The 3,191-nt window shown below is 71.4% G+C and carries 2 protein-coding genes; both read left to right on the forward strand.

What is annotated here, in order from left to right; all coding sequences use genetic code 11:
- On the forward strand, positions 1-2,726 hold a 2,726-nt coding region (locus ABT006_RS34890), incomplete at its 5' end, for a non-ribosomal peptide synthetase (protein ID WP_350712736.1).
- Between the two features lie 121 nt (positions 2,727-2,847).
- Positions 2,848-3,191, forward strand: a 344-nt coding sequence (locus ABT006_RS34895; protein WP_350712737.1) for a hypothetical protein, incomplete at its 3' end; no start/stop codon positions are given.

Genomic DNA, 3,191 nt, shown 5'->3' on the forward strand with positions numbered 1-3,191 from the left:
TCGCCCCACGCGTCCCGGCCGAGGACGGCGTACGGGTGGTCGCCCTGGACGACGACTGGCCCACGGTGGAAGCGACCGAACCCGCCGACCTGCCGACCGTCGAGGCGTCCGCGCCCGCGTTCGTGATCTACACGTCCGGTTCCACGGGCACCCCGAAAGGCGTCGTGCTGACCCACGACAAACTGACCAACTTCCTCGCCTGGATGGCCGACGAATGCGCCATCGGCCCCGACAGCCGCATGCTGCACTCGGCGGCACCGGTCTTCGACGCCGCGTTCGGGGAGGTCTTCGCCACGCTCACGGGTGGCGGTCGCGTGGTGGTCTGCTCCCGCGACGACCTGCTCGACGCCCGCCGGCTCACCGAGCTCATCAACCGGCACGACGTCACGCACACGTTCGGGCCGGCCACCAACATCGCCCCGCTCGACCCGGCGGCCTGTCCCGGCCTGCGCTGCATCATCTTCGGCGGCGAGGCCGTCCCGCCGCAGCTGGCCCAGCGGTGGTTGACTGCGGGCACGCGGGTGTTGAACGCGTACGGGCCGGCGGAGATCGCCGTGGCTTGTACGTGGTTCGACGCGTCGGCCGGCTGGGGCGGCGCGTACGTGCCGATCGGGTGGCCGATGCCGAACCGGCAGGTCCGTGTGGTCGACGCGAACCTGAACCTCGTGCCCATGGGCGTCCCCGGCGAAATCCTCATCACCGGCTTCGGCGTCGCCGACGGCTACCTCAACCGCCCCGAACTCACCACCCAACGCTTCGTCACCGACCCCCACGGCGGCGGGGTTGCCTACCGCACCGGCGACCTCGGCCGATGGAACACCACCGGCGCCCTCGAAATCCTCGGCCGCATGGACCACCAGGTCAAAGTCAACGGCATCCGCATCGAACTCGGCGAAATCGAAACCATCCTCGCCCAACACCCCGACGTCGGCGCCGCCGTCGTCGTTCGCCGGGAAGACCACGGCGTCGCCCGCCTCATCGGCTACGTCACCGGCCGCGACGGCCGCACCCCCACAGTAGGCGCGCTGCGCGAACACGCGGCCGCCGTGCTGCCCTCCTACATGGTCCCGGCCGTGATCATGGTCCTCGACCGCTTCCCCGTCGGTGGCACCGGCAAGATCGACCGGCGGGCACTGCCCGAACCCGGCTCGCAACGCCCCGACCTGGACGTGGAGTTCGTCGAGCCGGCGACGAACGAGGAACGGCTCGTCGCCGGGGTGTTCGCCACCGTCCTCGGCATCGACCGGGTCGGCACGCGCGACAGCTTCTTCGACCTGGGTGGCACGTCGTTGCAGTCGGCCGCTGTGGCCACACGCATCGACGAGGTCGCGGACGTGGTCGTACCCGTGTCGCAGATCCACCGCACCCCCACCCCGCACGGGCTGGCCCACTGGCTGACCACCGCCCCCCGCCGTACGGGCATCGGCCTGGCCGACGGTCAGACCCGTCAGCGCCCCGGCCCGGTTCCGCTCGCGCAGCAGGTCGCGAAGTGCCTGATGTCGCCCCTGGAGGTCGTCGTCCCGGTCACCTGGTGGATCGAGGGTGAGCTGGACCTGCGGGCGCTGATGGCCGCGCTGGGCGACGTGCACCGCCGGCACGAGGCGCTACACGCCCGCTACCGACGCGTCGACCCGCCGGTGGCGCTCGTTCCGCCGAACCCGGGAATGCCGCAGCTGCGGCTGCTCACCGACGCCACGAGCGAACAGGAGGCGCTGGACCACCTGGCCGAGGCGGTGCAGCAGCCCCTCGACTACACCCAGGGCCGCATCTGGCGGGCCGCCCTCATCCGCGAACGCTCCACGAACCGGATCCTGTTCGGCGTTGGCATCCATCACATCGCCTTCGACGGCTGGTCGTACGCGTTGCTGGTGCGGGACCTCGGCCAGGCGTACGCGGCACGGTTGGCGGGTGCGGCTCCGGTCTGGGAACGGCCGGCACCGACGCTGCGCCAGTCGTACGACGAGTACACCCGGCTGCGCGAGGCCGCCGACCTGGAGACCCAGCGGGCGTACTGGCGCGATCAATTGCGGGGCCTGCCCCGGCAGGGCCACGGCCAGCCCACGGCGTCGCTGGAACAGGCTCTCGCGTGGGGCCCGAAGGCCGGACACATCGTCACGGTCGCTCCCGAGGTCATGCGCCGTTGGGACCGCGCGGCACGGGAACAGCGGTTCAGCCGCTCCAGCTACTTCGTCGCCGCATTCGCCTCCGCGCTGCGCGCCGTGCACCAGCAGGACGACATCGGCCTGCTGATGGTCGTGGCGAAGCGGGGCAGTCGCGTCCTCGACTCCGCCTTCACCACCCGACTGAACCTCAACTGCGTCCGGGTCCGGTTCGACGAGCCGGAGGACGACAAGCTGGTCCTGCGGGTCAACGAGACGATCACCGACCTCATGCAGGCCCAGGACGTCCCCTTCGCGGAGACCGCCGACGACCCGGCCGCCGGGCTCTCCGGCGAGGTGGTCGCCAGCCTGCCGACCTTCGTGTTCCAGGACAACGTGGTGCTTCCGCTGGAACTGCCCGGCTGCCGGGCCGAGGAGGTCGTCGACCCGTACGCCCGGGAGGTGCCCAACGGCCTCACCGTCGAGGTGCTCCCCCGCGCCGACCATGCCCTCCTGCGCGTCACCATCCGCACCGACTACCTGCCGTACAGCTTCGCCGAGGAACTGAACGGCCACATGCTGCGCTTCCTCGAAGCCGGACCCGCGGTGGCCCCCGCCGCCGACTGAATTCACCCGTCCACACCGGACTGTTCGTCATGCCGTGGACGCGGAAACCCGTGTCCACGGAGTTGTTCTCTCGCCCGGCGTACCCGTGCAGGCGGCGCCGGTCCTGATCGGAGGTTGGCTCATGTCTGTCGGGTTCGTTGGTGGTCAGGCCCAGGCCGCGGGTGGCGCCGGGACCGGCACCGACTTCGAGGGCCTCGACCTGGTGGGCGACCTGCGTCGACCGACGACGTGGCCGGCCCGGGCCGCGTCGGAGTTCCGGGCGGTGGACCTGCCCAACCTGGCGGGTGGGGAGTCTGCCGGCACCGTGGTGCTGGCCGGTGTCGTGGGAGTGCTGGCCCGGTACACCGGTCAGGGTGAGGTGGTGGTGGGGCTGTCGTCGGGTGGTGTGTTGCGGGTGGATGTGGCGGGTGATCCGGGTTTCGGGGTGTTGGTGTCGCGGGTGGGTGCGGCGTTGGCCGGGCCGGT

Origin of the sequence: Micromonospora sp. NPDC002717, from assembly GCF_040295705.1 — a bacterium.
Taxonomy (GTDB): Bacteria; Actinomycetota; Actinomycetes; order Mycobacteriales; family Micromonosporaceae; genus Micromonospora.